At 63.4% G+C, this 16,429-nt stretch carries 9 protein-coding genes and 3 pseudogenes; 3 read left to right on the top strand and 9 right to left on the bottom strand.

Annotated elements, in window-relative coordinates; genetic code table 11:
• Positions 1-147 precede the first annotated feature (147 nt).
• Positions 148-3,570: a class I SAM-dependent DNA methyltransferase gene (locus NWE53_RS22785; protein WP_265051621.1), complete on the bottom strand. Its 3,423-nt coding sequence runs from the start codon at positions 3,568-3,570 to the stop codon at positions 148-150.
• 142 nt (positions 3,571-3,712) lie between these two features.
• Between NWE53_RS22785 and uvrB the strand changes: the two genes are divergently transcribed.
• Both uvrB and NWE53_RS22795 read left to right on the top strand, forming a co-directional pair.
• Positions 3,713-6,391, top strand: a complete 2,679-nt coding sequence (gene uvrB, locus NWE53_RS22790) for an excinuclease ABC subunit UvrB (protein WP_320109528.1) — start codon at positions 3,713-3,715, stop codon at positions 6,389-6,391.
• A gap of 262 nt (positions 6,392-6,653) precedes the next feature.
• Positions 6,654-6,935 (top strand): annotated as a pseudogene (locus NWE53_RS22795) (transposase); the annotation flags it as partial.
• Between the two features lie 259 nt (positions 6,936-7,194).
• Here the strand turns inward: NWE53_RS22795 and NWE53_RS22800 are convergent.
• Complete coding sequence (locus NWE53_RS22800; RefSeq protein ID WP_265051361.1) at positions 7,195-8,238, bottom strand: IS110 family RNA-guided transposase; 1,044 nt, start codon at positions 8,236-8,238, stop codon at positions 7,195-7,197.
• A 30-nt stretch (positions 8,239-8,268) separates the two neighbouring features.
• Here NWE53_RS22800 and NWE53_RS22805 point away from each other — a divergent pair.
• Positions 8,269-9,207, top strand: a pseudogene (locus tag NWE53_RS22805) (IS3 family transposase); the annotation flags it as partial.
• On the opposite strand, the gene NWE53_RS22810 reads toward NWE53_RS22805, so the two are convergent.
• The 7 genes and pseudogenes from NWE53_RS22810 to NWE53_RS22840 form a co-directional block, all read right to left on the bottom strand.
• Positions 9,175-9,681 carry a twin-arginine translocation signal domain-containing protein gene (locus NWE53_RS22810; RefSeq protein ID WP_265051622.1) on the bottom strand — a complete coding sequence of 169 codons (507 nt, stop codon included), beginning with the start codon at positions 9,679-9,681 and terminating at the stop codon, positions 9,175-9,177. The pseudogene NWE53_RS22805 and the gene NWE53_RS22810 sit on opposite strands and share 33 nt — an antisense overlap.
• A 94-nt stretch (positions 9,682-9,775) precedes the next feature.
• Positions 9,776-11,236 carry a short-chain fatty acid transporter gene (locus NWE53_RS22815; RefSeq protein WP_265054987.1) on the bottom strand — a complete coding sequence of 487 codons (1,461 nt, stop codon included), beginning with the start codon at positions 11,234-11,236 and terminating at the stop codon, positions 9,776-9,778.
• A 72-nt stretch (positions 11,237-11,308) separates the two neighbouring features.
• A complete protein-coding gene (locus NWE53_RS22820; RefSeq protein ID WP_265051623.1) occupies positions 11,309-11,959 on the bottom strand; it encodes a 3-oxoacid CoA-transferase subunit B in 651 nt (216 codons plus the stop codon).
• A 6-nt stretch (positions 11,960-11,965) separates the two neighbouring features.
• Positions 11,966-12,613: a CoA transferase subunit A gene (locus tag NWE53_RS22825; RefSeq protein WP_265051624.1), complete on the bottom strand. Its 648-nt coding sequence runs from the start codon at positions 12,611-12,613 to the stop codon at positions 11,966-11,968.
• 235 nt (positions 12,614-12,848) lie between these two features.
• The gene (gene fabI / locus NWE53_RS22830; protein ID WP_265051625.1) at positions 12,849-13,634 is read right to left on the bottom strand and encodes an enoyl-ACP reductase FabI; all 786 of its coding nucleotides are present in this window, start codon (positions 13,632-13,634) and stop codon (positions 12,849-12,851) included.
• A gap of 14 nt (positions 13,635-13,648) precedes the next feature.
• A pseudogene (locus tag NWE53_RS22835) lies at positions 13,649-14,139 on the bottom strand (acetate/propionate family kinase); the annotation flags it as partial.
• 55 nt (positions 14,140-14,194) lie between these two features.
• Entirely contained in the window at positions 14,195-16,411 is a 2,217-nt protein-coding gene (locus tag NWE53_RS22840) for a DUF3141 domain-containing protein (protein WP_265051626.1), read from the bottom strand.
• Positions 16,412-16,429: the final 18 nt, after the last annotated feature.

Raw genomic sequence — 16,429 nt, forward strand, 5'->3', positions numbered from 1 at the left:
CGGAACTCATGAACATGACAGCCCATTAAAAGGGCGCCGATCGGACGAATCTTCTCGCCCGCTCCTTGTTTATAGGTTCCGGGCTCTTCGCTGACGCGAAGCCCGGATGACCGTGTGGTCCGTCAAAACCCAGCAAGCTCCCAAGCCTCAGCCGGTCGCCATCAGCCTGCGCACGAAGCTCACGCCGCCATCCGTCGTGGAGATTTCACCGACTCGCGTCAGCGACACCAGGATATCGCGCACCGCGCGCTCCACCTTGCGGCCCTGCCGGAAGCGACCGGCGATCGCCGCCGCATCGAGCGCGGCCGGGGCGGAGCCCAGCGCGGACAGCACGCTCGCCACCCGCTCCACCGGGTCGGTCGGGAAGACCGGACGCCCGGCATTGGCCGGAAGCGCCGCGACCAGCCCATCCGCCTCGATCTGCTCGCCTCCTTTGCCGGCGCCGCCGAAGCGCGGGCGCTGGTAGTCCGGCCTGAGCCAGCGCACGGTGCCCCGCGTCTCCTCCTGCGTCCTGAGGCGGTTCAGGGCGACAAGCCGCGCCAGAATCTCCTCCTCGGCCAGATCGGCCGGCCAGCCATAGGCAGCTGCCACCGCCGCATCGATGGCGTCGTGATATTCGTTCAGGATCAGAACCAGCCTACGGTCGCGAATATCGTCTTCGGCGGCGGTCAGCGTACGCCCCGCCCGGATCGCCTCGCGCACATTGTAGAGCTTGGTCAACGTCAGGTCGGGATGATCGGCCAGAACCTGCTTGCGCAAGCCATCCAGCGCCTCCGCGGGCTGGCGAATGGCTTCCTTCTGAAGATCGCTTGCATCGGGGAACGGGAAGGGATCGAAGCAGCGGGATTTCACGTAGACAGCATCGCGGGCGTAGACGCCGAGCTTGCCCGCGCTCGCGAGATACCAATTTTCGTGGATCGAGGACGATAATACCCCGAGCGCGTAAGCATCTGAAAGGCCAATGGCTATGAGTTTGTTGTCAGGCAGAATCGACGCGTCGAGGAACTGGAAAACGCGGTGCTTCGCCGTCTCCACCGTGGCGATGTAGCGTTGGAGGTGAGCGAGGGCGGGACGAATTTCATCGCGCGTCCGGCCGAATAGCCACCAGCGCGCTTTGATGTCGGCATCTCTGTTGCGATCGCGCTCTACTTTCACAGTTCGGAGCAGGTGCTGATAGACCTCGGGATAGCGCTCCCTGACCTCGTCCGGTTTGAGACCATAAAGGTCGACGACCATCACATCTCTAGGGCGAGCGGTCAGGTCGCGGCCGTTTCGATAGGCGCGAATGTGATGTTCCAATCCCGTCCGCCGCCCAAGTCCTAAAGTGCGCGCCTGTTGTGCGCTGACGATAAAACCGGCCCCGAACAGCATCACCCCGCGGGAACTGAGAGCGGCATTAGCCCGGAGACCTGCGGCTGTGCCGGCGTCCACTCCGATGGTCAAATCGGAATTGATCCGTCCTTCCCGTTCGCTCAGTTCGATCTGTGGCTGATCGGTGTCGAGTCCGGACTCCGACACGACCTCGAACAGCTTGCCCTGGCACCGTCCGGCTTGCGCCACCGTCATCGCGATGCGCACCGCTGCGGTGTCCTTGCCCACCTTGATCCAGGGATGGTCCGCGATCGCCATGACGAGTGAGAGCGGCCGCTTGCCGTTGAGGTGCCTCTCCACGGTCCGGCGCTGGAAAAGTTGAGTGATCGAATTCGTGGTGACGAAGCCAAAGCGCCTCAGTTTCGTGCCTGGCCGGGTCAGGATTTCGGCCGCCCGGTCCCACCAATACATCACCAGATCGGCGCTCTCGTTCATCTGCGGATGCGCCGCCCAAAGCGACTCGGCATAGACATCGCCTAGTCGAGACCGTAGGTCCTTGCCGCCGATGAAGGGCGGATTGCCGACGATAAACTCGGCCTCCGGCCATTCCGGCCGGCGCGGATTCGGCAAGACCTCGCCGCCGTCGCGCCATTGCGGGACCGGCCAGCCATCCCAGCACAGCACCGCGTCGCGCTTATGGATATGGTCGAGCTTCTCCAGGATCGGCTCGCGCGGCGCGAAGCCACGGGTCCGGAAATGCCATTGCAGATGGCCGATCCAGAGCACGAGATCGGCGATGGCGACGGCGCGACGGTTGGTTTCCATGCCGAGGAATTGATGCGGCCCGACATGGTGGGCGGCGAAGCCTGACAACTCCTCGTTGCGGCCGAGCTCGCCCGCCGCATCCAGCACCTCGCCCTCCAGCTTCTTCATCAGCTCTTGCGCGACGTGCAGGAAATTTCCCGTCCCGCAGGCCGGATCGAGCACCCGCGTGGTGCAAAGCGCCTCGTGAAATTCCTCGACCAGAGCCAGCGCCTTGCGCGCGTCGCCGCCGTCGCGTGCCTGCTGCGCCGCGCCGAGGACGGCCCGCCAATCCTCCCGCAGCGGGCCGATCACGGTTTCCACGACCAGCCGCTCGACATAGGCGCGCGGCGTGTAATGGGCGCCGAGTCGCGCGCGCTCCTCCGGGTCCAGCGCCTGTTCCAGCAGCGCGCCGAAGATCGCGGGCTCGACCTCCTTCCAGTCATGCTCGGCCGCGGCGAGCAACTCGCCGATCTCCTCGCGCCCGAGCGCGAACACCCTCGCATCCTCGTAGAGCTTGCCGTTGAAGCGCTTCATCCTCTCGCGCACGGAGGTCGAGTATTCGCCCTTGTCCATCGCCTGCCAGAGCTCAGCGACCAGCGGCAGGAAGGAGGCGGGGTCGTCGCGGCACTCGCGCAACAGCGCCTTGAAGGCGTCCTTGCGGATCAGCCCGACATCCTCGGCGAACATCGTGAACAGGCAGCGCATCAGGAAGAGCGCGACCTCCTCGGGATCATGCGCGCGCTCCAGCGCCTTCGAGACCGCGGCCAGCCTTTCGGCGATCGCCCGCGTGACGCGGGCGGCATGGCGGGCCGGGTCGAGCGCGAGCGGCTCGGTCCAGATCGCGGCGAGGCGCTTGCGCACGGCCTCATCCCGTAGATCGTCGAGATAGACCCGGTAGCTCTGCCGATCCGGGAACTGGACGTAGTTCTTACCCTGGCCGGTGAAGTCGGCGTAGAATTCGAAGCAGTGCCCGACATCGCAGACGATCAGGAAGGGCGGCCAGCCATGCGGGGCCGGCAGTGCCTTGGCATAGTCCTCCGCCTGCCGCCGGGCATTCAGCATCAGCACGTCCCAGGCCCGGTCGGCGCCGCGTCGGCCGCGCGGGCCGGCGGGCTCCGCGAAGGGCAGGGCGCCCTGCGCCGGCAGGACCTCCTTCGCCTGCCCCTTCATCCTGCTCTGCTTGGCTTCGAGGACGAAGGCGCCTTTCCGGTAGAGGTCGATCCGTCCCGTGGTGGAGCCGCCCTGCCCATCCGGGAAGCGCACCGGATACTCGAAGCGATAGGTCACAGCGTCGGAATCGCTGGTCGGCGGCTGCGGCGCCTCGACGCCGATCAGCCGGCAGAGTTCGCTGAGGAACTGCGCATAGGCCGCGCGCTCCGCCCCTTCCGATACGCGCCAGCGGGCGATGAAGGCCTCGACCTCCGCCGCATCCGCCTCGGACCCGCCCCCCGACATGGCCCGTCTCCCCAGGTTGTATTATCGTCATATATGCAATCTAAGATTGCATAAGCCTCTCCTGTCAACTGCTGTCACCAATCGCGCCCGCGAAGCGTCGTGCCCCCTCGCATCCCCGGCCGTTCCGCCCCATATTGCGGCCATGCCGAAAAGCTCCGACACCACCGCGACCAAGCCGAAAGCCGTGAAGAAGCCGGCCAGCGCCCGCACGCCGAACTCCAAGGCGTCGAAGCCGGAGCTGAAGCCGCTCGAGGGCTATCTCGCCGATCTGCTGAACCCCGCGATCAACCGCGGCACGGCGGTGCCGGGCGGCGCTTCCGGCTTCAAGGACACGCCGCAGGCCGGCTACGAGGCCGAAGCGCGCCCGGGCGATGGCGATGACAGGCCGAAGAAGAAGCTCTCGAAGAAGGCCGATTCCGCCTTTGCCGGCGCCGAGGGTGCGGCGGCCGCGACCGCGACCTCGCTGCAGGCGCTGCTGGAGACCGGCAGCCCCTTCATCGATCCCGGCAAGGCCTGGACGCCGCATCGCCCGCCGCGCCCCGAGAAATCGGAAGGCGGCATCCGTTTCCGCATGAATTCGGAGTTCGAGCCGGCCGGCGACCAGCCCACCGCGATCGCCGATCTCGTCGACGGCATCCGCCGGCAGGAGCGCGACCAGGTGCTGCTCGGCGTCACCGGCTCGGGCAAGACCTTCACCATGGCGCAGGTCATCGAGAAGACGCAGCGCCCGGCGCTGGTCCTGGCGCCGAACAAGACGCTGGCGGCGCAGCTCTATGGCGAGTTCAAGAGCTTCTTCCCCGACAACGCGGTCGAGTACTTCGTCTCCTATTACGACTACTACCAGCCCGAGGCCTACGTTCCGCGCTCGGACACCTATATCGAGAAGGAATCCTCGATCAACGAGCAGATCGACCGCATGCGCCACGCCGCGACGCGCTCTTTGCTCGAACGCGACGACGTGATCATCGTCGCCTCCGTCTCCTGCATCTACGGTATCGGCTCGGTCGAGACCTATACGGCGATGACCTTCTCGGTGAAGCTGGGCGAGCGCATCGAGCAGCGCCAGCTCATCGCCGATCTCGTCGCCCTCCAGTACAAGCGCACCCTCGGCGATTTCGCCCGTGGCACCTTCCGGGTGCGCGGCGACGTCATCGAGCTGTTCCCGGCGCACTATGAGGATCGCGCCTGGCGCATCGGCCTGTTCGGCGACGAGGTCGAGAGCATCAGCGAGTTCGATCCGCTCACCGGCCAGAAGACCGGCGAGCTCGAATTCATCAAGGTCTACGGCAATTCGCACTACACCACGCCGCGCCCGACGCTGACCCAGGCGGTCAAGTCGATCAAGGCGGAGCTCAAGGGCCGCCTCGACGAGCTCAACCGCATGGGCCGTTATCTGGAGGCGCAGCGTCTCGACCAGCGCTGCACCTTCGACATCGAGATGATCGAGGCCACCGGCTCCTGCAACGGCATCGAGAACTATTCGCGCTATCTCACCGGCCGCAAGCCGGGCGAGCCGCCGCCGACCTTGTTCGAATACCTGCCCGACAACGCCCTCGTCTTCACCGACGAGAGCCACGTCACCGTGCCGCAGATCGGCGGCATGTATCGCGGCGACTTTCGGCGCAAGGCGACGCTGGCCGAATACGGCTTCCGCCTGCCCTCCTGCATGGACAACCGGCCGCTGCGCTTCGAGGAATGGGACGCGATGCGGCCCCAGTCGGTGCATGTCTCGGCCACGCCCGGCGGCTGGGAGATGAACCAGACCGGCGGCGTCTTCACCGAGCAGGTCATCCGGCCCACGGGGCTGATCGACCCGCCGGTCGAGATCCGCCCGGCCAAGCACCAGGTCGCGGACCTCTTGGACGAGATCAGGGAAGTCACCGAGAAGGGCTACCGCACCCTCGTCACCGTGCTGACCAAGCGCATGGCCGAGGACCTCACCGAATACCTGCACGAGAACGGCATTCGCGTCAGGTACATGCACTCCGACATCGACACGATCGAGCGCATCGAGATCCTGCGCGACCTGCGGCTGGGCGCCTTCGACGTGCTGGTCGGCATCAACCTGCTGCGTGAGGGCCTAGACATCCCCGAATGCGGCTTCGTCGCCATCCTCGACGCCGACAAGGAGGGCTTCCTGCGCTCCGAGACCTCGCTGATCCAGACCATCGGCCGCGCCGCCCGAAACGTCGACGGCAAGGTCATCCTCTATGCCGATCACATCACCGGCTCGATGGAGCGGGCGATGGCGGAGACCAACCGCCGCCGCGAGAAGCAGGTCGCCTATAACGAAGAGCACGGCATCACGCCGCAGACGATCAAGCGCGCCATCGGCGACATCCTCGGCTCGGTCTATGAGCGCGACCATGTCACGGTCGACAAGGGGCTGGTGGCGCCGGCCTCGGGCCACAACCTCAAGGCCGCGATCGCCGATCTCGAGAAGCGTATGCGCGAGGCCGCGGCCGACCTCGAATTCGAGACCGCCGCCCGCCTGCGCGACGAGATCAAGCGCCTGCAGGCGACGGAACTGGCGATCTCGGACGACCCGCTCGCCCGCCAGAGCGACGTCGAGGCCAGCGCCGGCCGCTACAAGGGCGAGCGCAGCTACGGAGCGAGCGCCAACCTGCCGCCGACCCGCGCCCGCAAGCCCACGGACGAGGACATGGGCCCGCATAATCTCGGCGGCGGCGAGGGCCGGCCGAAGCGCGGCGCGGCGCCGGAACCACTGGCTTCACGCGCCCGCAAGCCGACGCTGGACGAGATGGGCCCGGTGCCGGAGTCGCGGCCTAAGGGGGCGGGGGAGAGACGGCGGCGGAGGTGAATAGTGAGCATCGTAGGTCGATACAACCTTGACGTGTCGACGGAGGCGCGGTCAGTTTCTCTTTTGACTTGGGGGCTGAGTCGTGACGCAAGAGATGTCGTATCAGCTGAATGCTGATGCTGCGATTAGGGATTTGATTTTAGAATTCGAGTGCCAGCCTATCCTATTCGTCGGGAGCGGGATATCGAAACGGTACTGGCCTGCCCCCTGAAAAGTGGCCCTCCCTGAAGTAGGCTTTTTGAGCCTTTGGAGGATGCCCGCGATGCCGCAGAAGAAGCACAAGCCTGAAGAGATCGTCGCGAAGCTGCGGCAGGTCGACGTGCTGTTGTCCCAGGGGCGCCCGGTCGCGGAGGCGATCCGGGCCATCAGCGTGACGGCGTTCACGTATTATCGCTGGCGCAAGGAGTTTGGCGGGCTGAAGTCCGACCAGGTGAAGCGTCTGAAGGATCTGGAGAAGGAGAACGAGCGGCTGCGCAAAGCCGTCTCGGATCTGACGTTGGAGAAGCTGATCCTCAAGGAAGCTGCCTCGGGAAACTACTTCTCTATTCGGGGTTCATAGGTCAACTCCCTTGCGTGCGCATCCTGGATCGGCGCGCGAACGGTCCTGCGGAGCTCTTGCTTCTCTCCGAGGTCGGCCTGTGCCGCCTCATGATGGGATCAGAGGGAGTGGGCGGAGCCATCTAAGCCGCGCGCTCGGCAGAACCGACGCTCGAGTTTCCTCGGTCTCGCCCGCTCCCATCGTCCCCGCAGGGCCCCCTCCACGCCGGAGGAGCTCGGTATTGCGTGATGCTAAAGCGCGGGCCTCAGGCCGCCGTGGCGGATGCGGCCGACCAGCGGAAGTCCGTCTCGTCGCGCCACATGCGGTGCAACACGATGGCCAGCTTGCGAGCGACGGCCACGAGCGCCTTCTGCATGCCTCGGCGTTTGGCCACGGCCAACCCCCAGACCTTCAGGGAGGACCACGGGCCGCGCGGGCTGGTCAGCAGCACGAGCGCGGCTTCATAGAGCGCAGCGCGCATCATCGTGTCCCCGCACTTCGAGACCCGCCCGCCCCGCATCGTCTCACCGGACTGGTAAAGCCGCGGCGTCAGACCGAAATGCGCCCCGACGCATTGCGATCGTCCGAAACGGGCCGGGTTGTCGACGCATGTGCGGTAGGTCAGCGCCACGACCGGCCCAACGCCGGGTGCGGTCATCAGCCGTCGGCAGATCGGATCGATGCGGACCTGGTCCAGCAGCATCTTGTGCAGCTTGGCGAGTTGGGTCCGCAACGCGGAGCGAGCCTCCAGCAACGGTAGGACCACAGCCGCGACGAAGGGCAGATCGAGCACGAGGTCTCGCACGCGCTGCTCGAAGCCGGCAGCTCCCACGACACCGACCTTGAGGCCAAAATTGCGCAGCTGACCTCGTAGGTCGCTCTCGATGTCATAGGCCTTACGCTGAAGCAATTTGCGCGAGGTCAGGAGCAGGCGGCGTTGCTGGCTGGCTGGCGTCTTGACGTGGACCGGCTTGAATAGGCCGACACGCATCATCTGAGCGATACCCATCGCGTCGTTGCGGTCGGTCTTGTTGATGCGCGCCGAAAGGGCGGCGTGCATGTGACGGGTTTCGACGCAGATCGCCGGCAACCCAGCTTCGACCAGGCCGGCGTAGAGCCATGGCGAGAGAGGCCCCGCCTCCAGGCCGATACGAGCATAGCTGTGGCCGAGACCGATGAGGTGTTTGCAGATCACCTCAGGATGGCTCTCGACGGTGGTACGGTGCACGACCTTACCGTGCGGATCGACGATGCAGATGGCGGTCTCTTTCACGGAGACATCGAGGCCGACATGGTGCTGGTGGTTCATGGTGGGACTCCCGCGTTGGATCGGAGCGCCACTATGCCGCCGCTTCAACCGCGCGAGGCGCCCCGAATACCCCATCTGAGCCCCGCCCGTCGTCGCCGGTGCATCGACCACGCCATGATAAAGTTCGGCGTGTCGGAGCGGCTGGCGTGCCGGGTTCTGGGGCAGCATCGATCTACGCAAAGGAAACTGCCGACGGGTCGCGTCGATGATGCGGCGCTGACCGCCGACATTGTCGAGCTCGCCACCCAGTATGGCCGCTACGGCTACCGCCGGGTCGCGGCCATGCTGGAGACCGCCGGTTGGGCGGTGAACGTCAAACGCGTTGAGCGGATCTGGCGGCGGGAGGGGCTCAAGGTGCCGGCCAGGCAACCGAAGAAAGGCCGTCTCTGGCTGAATGACGGATCATGCATCCGGCTTCGGCCGGAACACCCCAACCATGTCTGGTCCTACGACTTTGTCGAGGATCGCACCCACAACGGTCGAAAATTCCGCATGCTGAACGTGATCGACGAGTTCACCCGGGAATGCATTGCGATCCGGATCGACCGGAAACTCAAAGCCACCGACGTCATCGATGTCCTGTCCGATCTTTTCATCCTGCGCGGCGTGCCCGGGCATGTTCGTTCGGACAACGGTCCCGAGTTCGTCGCCAAAGCAGTGCGGGATTGGATCGCAGCGGTCGGCGCGAAGACAGCCTTTATCGAGCCTGGCAGTCCTTGGGAGAACGGCTACTGCGAGAGCTTCAACTCCAAGCTGCGCGACGAACTCCTGAGCGGCGAGCTGTTCTACAGCCTCGCCGAGGCTCGGATCGTCATCGAGGGCTGGCGTCAGCACTACAATACCCGGCGCCCGCACTCCTCGCTCGGCTACAAGCCGCCAGCACCGGTCGCTGTGGTCTGGCCGCCTACGAAAACCCAACCCGCTTCGCCGGCCATCTCAACCGTGGCCGACAAGCCCACCATGCATTAGATTAGAACCGGGCCACCTGATGGGGGCAGGCCAGTTTTGTTCCCAGACGACGACTTCGTCGCCTGCACGGAAATCGAGGCCATTGGTGATGACGCTGTTGGCCTCTGAGGTGTTGCGCACCAACGCGACCTCGTCGGGCGCCGCGCCGATCTGGGCCGAGATCCTGGCGCGCGAATCCTTCAGCGTATCGTTGAACTGCGCCCGGTTGTTGAGCGACACATCATAGTCGACGATCCGTGAAAGCGCCGTGACCTTCTCGGCGACTGCCTGGAAGGTCGGGCACAGGTTCGCGCAATTCATCGGCACGGCCGACTCAGGAAAGATAAACTGGCGGCGCACCAGGAGCCAATAGATCTCTCCATCGCTTGGTTGCGCATTCGCGATGTTCTGGATGGCAGTATTGCCAGCCGCCGCCAACGCACCGGCTGCGGTAGCATTCTGCAGAATCGATCTGCGGGTGATTGAGAGTTCCATGTCGGCCTCCGAGTAGTGTTCACCCCCAAGCCAAGTGCCGAATTCTTCTCTGCCTTCAATCGCTGCCTCACCCTGCTCGGGTTGCGCGTCCAGATCATGGGATCACGGGCGGATGGTATTCGAGCGTGTAGGCCAGCGCCCAGAGCATGAACAGCACGAGGGGTAGGTGGACGAGCAACTGCAGGAACGTGAAGCCGACGACGTCGCGCGCCTTCAACCCCAACACGCCGAGCAGCGGTAGCATCCAGAATGGGTTGATCAGGTTTGGAAGCGCCTCGGCCGCATTGTAGACTTGTACCGCCCAGCCCAGATGTACTTTGAGGTCGTTGGCAGCCTGCATCACATACGGCGCCTCGAGGAGCCACTTGCCGCCTCCCGAAGGAATGAAGAAGCCGAGCACCGCCGAGTAGATGCCGATCACCAAAGGATAGAGGTGCTGGGTCGACATCGCGACGAATGCATGAGCGATTTGGTCGGAGACGGTCAGGCCGGCCTCGTTCTTCGCCATCGTCAGGATTGCCGCGATGGAGCCGTAGAACGGAAACTGGATCAGCACTCCTGAAGTCGCCGGAACGGACTTCACGACCGCGTCAAGAAAACGCCTTGGCCGCCAGTGCAGCAGCATGCCGAGCATAATGAAAAGGAAATTGTAGGTGTTGAGGCTGGAGATCGCGATCATCGGGTCTTTGGTCGCAAACTCATGGATCAACCACCCCGCTGCGAGTGCGACGATTAGGACCGTCAGCAGAGGGGAATGTTCCAGCCACTCCCCCGGCTGCTGTGGCCGCCGCTGTTCACCCGTCTCCCCGCGCTCGACCTTGATCCCCATGGCCTGCGCCGTGATGGCGGTGCCGGGACCCGGAGCGGACGAGACGGCAATCACGACCGAGATGGCCACCAGAACGGCGGTGATGACGACCGACTGCCAAAGGAAGATCGTTTCGGAGAATGGGATGACGCCCGTTATCGGCAAAAGCGACTTCGGCAGGCTGGCGGCATTCGCCTGCAATTGCGCGGCCGAGGACGAAAGCCCCATCGCCCAGGTGGCGCCGAGCCCGAGATAGGCCGCCGCGGCCGCAGCACGATAGTCCATCTTGAGTTCCTGGCGCTCCGCGAGCGCGCGCACCAGCAGCCCGCCGAAAATGAGGCTCAACCCCCAGTTCAAAAGCGACGCCAGCATGCTGATGCCCGCAATCAAGCCAACGGCTCCTGGCCCGGTGCGTGGAATCTCAGCGAGACGATGGATGAGTCTCTGGGCCGGAGACGATACCGCGACGACATAGCCCCCGATCGCGACGAAGGCCATTTGCATCGTAAAGGTGATCAGGCTCCAGAAGCCATCGCCGAATGCCCGGCTGACCGAGAGAACGGACGCGCCGTTCAACATTGCAGCAAGAGCGACGACGACAACCGCGATCGCCACGAAGACAAACGCGTCGGGAAACCAGCGCTCTGCCCACGCAGTAAAGGAAATCGCAATTCTTGCCAGGACGCCTTCCTTCGGCGCCGGCTCGTCGCGCAAATTCGCAACTGTTGCCAATATTGGCTTCGTCATGGCCATCTTCCTTCGAAGATTGTTCTGACTCAAAGTTGTTGAGGTGAAGTCGGTATCGATTTTCTGATTTTGCTAGATTTTCATCTCGGAAACATTGGGATGGATCCGAAGATTTGCCTCCGTCGCAGCCACGATCTGGTCGACAGTTATGCCAGGCGCCGTTTCGAGCAGCGTTGCCTGCCCATCAGGAAACGCGATGACGGCCATCTCGCTGACCACGAGGTCCACGGGCCTCGACGATGTCAGTGGCAGAGAACAGGTCTTCAGAATCTTGGGCTGACCCTTGGCGGTGTGCTGCATGGCGACCACGACACGCTTGGCGCCGGCAACGAGATCCATCGCGCCGCCCATGCCCGGCACCATCTTTCCGGGGATCATCCAATTCGCCAGCAGGCCTTGCTGATCGACCTGGAGGCCGCCGAGCACGGTCATGTCGACATGGCCGCCGCGGATCAGGCCGAATGAGGTGGCGCTGTCGAAAGTGCACGCGCCGGGAAGAGCCGTCACCGGCCGGCCGGCAGCGTCTGACAGAAGCGGTTGGATCAGCCCCTCCTCCGGAACAGGACCGGTGCCGATCAGTCCGTTCTCGGATTGGAAAAACACCTGGATCCCGTCCGGAACATAGTTGGCAACCAGCGTCGGAATGCCGATCCCGAGATTAACGAGCATTCCCGCTCGCAATTCCAGCGCAATCCGCTTAGCGATAATCTCTTGAGCATCCATCGGCTGTCACCCGGTAGCGATCACATAATCGACGAGAGGCGCCGGCGTGACGACGTGATCCGGCGGAATGAAGCCGACCGGCACGACATGCTCGACCGTCACCATGGTTGTGTCGGCGGCCATGACCATCACGGGGTTGAAGTTCCGGGCGGTGAGCGCGTAAGTCAGATTGCCGAGATAATCCGAAAGGAAGGCGCCGATGATCGCGAAATCGGCGCGGAGCGCCGTTTCGAGGAGATAGCTCCGGCCATCTACCTCGATCTTCTGCTTGCCTTCCTCGACGATGGTTCCCACGCCGGTCGGCGTCAGAACACCGCCAAGACCATAGCCGCCCGATCGGATGCGCTCGATCAACGTCCCCTGCGGCACCAGATCGACCGTGATCCGTCCCTCGATCATCTGTTTTTGCGTGACCGGGTTGAGCCCGATGTGGCTCGCGATCACTTTTCGCACGAGCTCTGCGTCGATGAGCTTGCCGATCCCGCGTCCGGGCATCGCAGTGTCGTTGGCGATCACAGTCAGGTCGCGTTTTCCCTGTCTCACCAACTCGTCGATTACACGTTCGGGCGTGCCGACACCCATGAAGCCACCGATCATCAGGCTCGCGCCGTCAGGGACCATATTAACCGCGTCAGCAACAGGGATCGACTTCATGCCCGGCCCTCACATTCAAGATGCGCGTCTTGCCGTTTGAAATCCGCAGCGGTTCCAATCGAACGCTAATGCGTCGGACTGCCGATGCTATTGTCCTTTAGGGAGCCTCCACAGCTGCCAAGCGGCGAGCCGGCTAGGGCGCTTGTACAGATGCGGATGGGAAGTCAGCTGCAAAACCCGCAACGGCGCCTGATAGGGGCACATACATGGTTGGTTGATCGCAGCCCGCGCCCGCTCAGTCCATGATGTGGTAGCCGCCATCAATGTAGATCACGTCTCCGGTCATTAATCGGGCGGCATCGTGAGCGAGGAAAGCCGTCGCCACGCCGACATCGTCGATGCTGATCAGCTCGCGGGCCGGGGCACGGGATTTGGCCTTCGCCAATAATTCATCGAATTCGGCGATGCCAGAGGCTGCGCGGGTGGCGAGGGGGCCGGGCGAAACGGCGTGGACCCGGATACCCTTGGGGCCCAGTTCGGCGGCGAGATAGCGCACCGAGCATTCAAGAGCTGCCTTGGCCACACCCATGATATTGTAGTTTTCTACCACCATCTGCGAGCCGTAATAGGTCATGGTAAAAAGCGTGCCGCCCTTCTTCATCAACGGCTCGGCCAGATGCGCCATGCGGATGAACGACCAGCACGAGATTTCCATGGTTTCGAGGAACCCCTCGCGCGGCGCGTCCGTCACGCGGCCCCGAAGCGTGTCCTTGGGGGCGGATGCGATCGAGTGAACCACGAAATCCAGTTCTCCCCACTCGGATCGGATGCGCTCGAAAACGGCTTCGAGCTCTCCGGGCGAGCTCATGTTCATCGGCATGACAATCGCAGCCTCCACCTCCTGCGCCAATGGCTCGACATAGGGCTTCGCCTTCTCGTTGAGATAGGTGACGGCGAGTTCGGCGCCAAAGGCGCGAAAGGCGCGGGCGCAACCCCAGGCGATCGACCGGTCGTTGGCGATGCCGACGATCAACCCTCTGCGGCCTTCCAGGAGCTTGGCTTTGACGGTGGGCAGCGGCATGACGGGACCTCCGGTCAGGATGCGGCGGACGTGTGGAGCAACGCGAAGGTGTGGCGGGCGATGACGAGTTCCTCGTCAGTTGGAATCACGAGGAGCGCCACTTTGCTTGCTGCGGTGGACATGCAAACGGCGCCGGATTCATTGGCGTCGGGTCTAGATCGGCACCCAGCCAGGCAAGACGTTCGGCGATGCGGCCGCGGATAGCCGGCGCGTTTTCACCGACTCCTGCGGTGAAGACGAAGGCGTCGAGTCCACCAAGAGCGGCCGCCAACATCCCGGTCTGCAGCGCACAGCGATGGACGAAATGGTCGATTGCGAAGGCCGCGCCCGCCTCGTCACTCGCCAGCAGATCGCGCATGTCATTGGAGAGGCCGGAAAGACCCTTGAGCCCGGAATCGCGATACAGAAGATCAGAAACATCCTCCGCGCTCATGCCCTTGTGGGTGATCAGTTAGAGCACTACACCGGGATCGAGCTGACCGGGTCGGGTCCCCATCGGGAGGCCAGTGCGTCAATTGCTGGGCGGCGCGATCGGACATGCGGGATCCCTTCGGATGAAGTCAGGACGCGATACGATTGCCTGGATTCGACGGCCCAAGAGCTACCGGCTCACTTGGAGTCTGAAAGAACAGGGCAATGCGCGCGAGCCTCTCGCTAGTGGCGTCCGTTAGCGAGCCTGCCGCCTCCAGCACTTCGCGCAGAGCCGCGAAAGCCGCACGCCGCTCGTCTGGCTGCTTCGGCAGCAAAGCCGGGATGGCTGCGAGTGCCGCATCCTCGTCGATCAGGAGCATGTAGTACTGTTCGCGTATCACTTTCTTGAATTCCCGAAGGCTTGTTTGCCGCGTCGCAGGATGGGCCTGTCGGATACGACGGATCGCCTCGAAGCCGCGCTCGTCAACGCTGCCGCGTGCCAACCCGACATAGATTAGTGAACGGGCCAGCCCTTCGCGAAGCCCACCTGCCGTCATGAGCGCTCGCAATTCTGAAATCCGGGCTTCGAGGAGCCGGGTGTGCAGCAGGTTCGCCGCCGCTTGGCGCGGCCGGCGATGCGACTTTACGTCGACACCGAGCGCACTCTGAAGCGCCGACGTTCCATAAATGGCATGGAAGCTCTGCTCCGACATCTTCTCAATCTCTTTACGCCAATTCTCTAAGCTTTCGACGATCTGCTCGGAAGCCTTCTCCTGAAGCGCCAAGAAAGGATTGTCGGCGGGAATTGCTTGCCTGTTTTCTCGAACGTTTTCCGCGGCGCCCTCGACCCACGAGAGCCAAGGGTTGCCGGCTCCAAACATTTCGTAGGAAAGGCGAAGCGGATGCAGGCTCCGCAACGCCGCGGCCATCGGCGTTGTGACGAGTGCCTGGACGATCGGCTGCGCCACGGTCCGGTAGAGCGCGAGGTTGATTTCGGAGACGCGCGCAGCGGCGGCAAACCGTCGCTCATCCTCCAGATCATTTCCGCCCATGGCACGAATGTCATCCAGGGTTCGCGCTTCGCAGCGCATGACCCATGACCCCGTTACGAGATCGGGATTTGTGACCGCTTCACCCTTTGCCTCAAGAACTGCCTCGTAAAGGCCGGGCGGCAACACATCGATTAGGTCGATATTGGACGCGAACTCATCGTGCTCCTTGCGGGCCACTCCCGAAGAGACGAAGATACCAAGATGACCCACAGTCTCGTGCACCGCGTAGACGATTGTCTGGCCATAGGCGCGGATGTCGTCGACGCTATCGTATAGGTCGAGGATCCAGTCGAGCGCCTGCTGCGGGGGGGTGATGTTGTCGCCCTTGGAGCAGAAGACCACGATCGGTGAGGCAATGTTGCGTAAATCGATCGTCGTTCCATCGGAAGTCTGAATCGCACCGGCTGCAAGCTTGTTCCCCACAAAGAGCTCGTCGACGATAAACTGCATTTCTTCGGCATTGAGTGTTACATGCCCACCCCACCATTTTTCGAAACCGAGATAACGATCTGCTTCCGTGTCGATCTTTGAGTAGAGATTGTATTGCTTCGACCAAAGCGTGTTTGCGGGATTCTGGCTCTCGAAATTCTGAACTAACGAAGCCCCGTCGAAGATGCCGGCACCCAGATCGCCTGCAAGCGCGGTCAACCAACTGCCGCCGAGCAGCCCCCCCGCGTACCGCATCGGAAACTGCCCCCTGACGCCAGCCCAGTAGGACAACGGCGTGCCGGCGACGATAATTGGGCCAAAAAGCTCCGGGCGAAGCGATGCCAGGATCATGACTGCCCAGCCGGCTTGGCAATTGCCGATTACGCAGGGTTTGCCCTCAGCATCCGGATGGCGCTCGATGACCTTCTCAAGGAAGATTGCCTCGGCCCGCGCGATGTCCTCGATGGTCTGGCCGTGCACAGGATCGGGCAAGAAGCCGATAAAATAACAGGGGTGCCCCGCCTTCAGGGCAACACCGATTTCGCTGTCGGCCTTGAAGCCGCCAATCCCGGGACCATGGCCCGCGCGCGGATCGACGACCACGAAGGGTCGCTTGCGTTGGTCAATGACTATCCCCGGCGGTGGAACGATGCCGGCCAGCACGTAGTTGACCGGGCGCGCCAGCGTGCGCCCGTCACAAATTAATTCCGCTTCATAGTCGAGTACGTTTGGAGCGAGTTGTTTCGCGTGCTCCTCATACTGTCCTGCTCGCTTGCGCATTGTATCGAGGAAGAGAATCGCGCGCTGCCACGCGTCGGTCGAGTAAGAAAATGCGCTGTCTAGCGTGGACGGGTCTAATTTCTGAGATGTCGTCGGCTTGACCATTACACACTCCCGCCGGAA

Source organism: Bosea sp. NBC_00550 (assembly GCF_026020075.1).
Classification (GTDB): Bacteria; Pseudomonadota; Alphaproteobacteria; order Rhizobiales; family Beijerinckiaceae; genus Allobosea.

Coding starts and splice junctions, on each gene's coding strand:
- NWE53_RS22800 (WP_265051361.1), bottom strand. CDS start 8,238: ATGAACCACCAGCACCATGTCGGCCTCGATGTCTCCGTGAAAGAGACC.
- NWE53_RS22820 (WP_265051623.1), bottom strand. CDS start 11,959: ATGGATGCTCAAGAGATTATCGCTAAGCGGATTGCGCTGGAATTGCGA.
- fabI (WP_265051625.1), bottom strand. CDS start 13,634: ATGCCGCTGCCCACCGTCAAAGCCAAGCTCCTGGAAGGCCGCAGAGGG.
- NWE53_RS22810 (WP_265051622.1), bottom strand. CDS start 9,681: ATGGAACTCTCAATCACCCGCAGATCGATTCTGCAGAATGCTACCGCA.
- NWE53_RS22785 (WP_265051621.1), bottom strand. CDS start 3,570: ATGTCGGGGGGCGGGTCCGAGGCGGATGCGGCGGAGGTCGAGGCCTTC.
- NWE53_RS22825 (WP_265051624.1), bottom strand. CDS start 12,613: ATGAAGTCGATCCCTGTTGCTGACGCGGTTAATATGGTCCCTGACGGC.
- uvrB (WP_320109528.1), top strand. CDS start 3,713: ATGCCGAAAAGCTCCGACACCACCGCGACCAAGCCGAAAGCCGTGAAG.
- NWE53_RS22840 (WP_265051626.1), bottom strand. CDS start 16,411: ATGGTCAAGCCGACGACATCTCAGAAATTAGACCCGTCCACGCTAGAC.
- NWE53_RS22815 (WP_265054987.1), bottom strand. CDS start 11,236: ATGACGAAGCCAATATTGGCAACAGTTGCGAATTTGCGCGACGAGCCG.